Raw genomic sequence first — 269 nt, 5'->3', positions numbered from 1 at the left:
GTCTCATTTCACTGGTAATCATATATTTTATGTACGGACTTATTTCATTTAGTGAAATAGGGTTACCGCTTATTACCTGTCTTAGCCCAATTCTTGTTGGAATTATTGGAGGATGGATTCCCTCAAGAATGGCAATGAAAATGGAGCCTGTTGAAGGGATGAAAGGAATCGGAACTATAAAGTGGAATTTCAATTTAGATATTGAATGAAATCCACAGCTTGAAAGTCGGTTTAAAGAAAGTGCAGAACAATACAAGAACGGACTTGAA

1 protein-coding gene is annotated in these 269 nt (G+C 36.1%); it reads left to right on the top strand.

Features of this window, described 5'->3' with window-relative positions:
• On the top strand, window positions 1-209 hold a 209-nt coding region (locus tag RYX56_RS22660; protein WP_317124164.1), incomplete at its 5' end, for a hypothetical protein.
• Between the last annotated feature and the right edge of the window lie 60 nt (window positions 210-269).

The sequence above is a fragment of the Alkalihalophilus lindianensis genome (genome assembly GCF_032843265.1).
In the GTDB taxonomy this organism is placed as follows: Bacteria; Bacillota; Bacilli; order Bacillales; family Bacillaceae_D; genus Alkalihalophilus; species Alkalihalophilus lindianensis.
The sequence above is the reverse complement of the archived record's forward strand: the minus strand, read 5'-3'. Positions and strand labels throughout refer to the sequence as shown.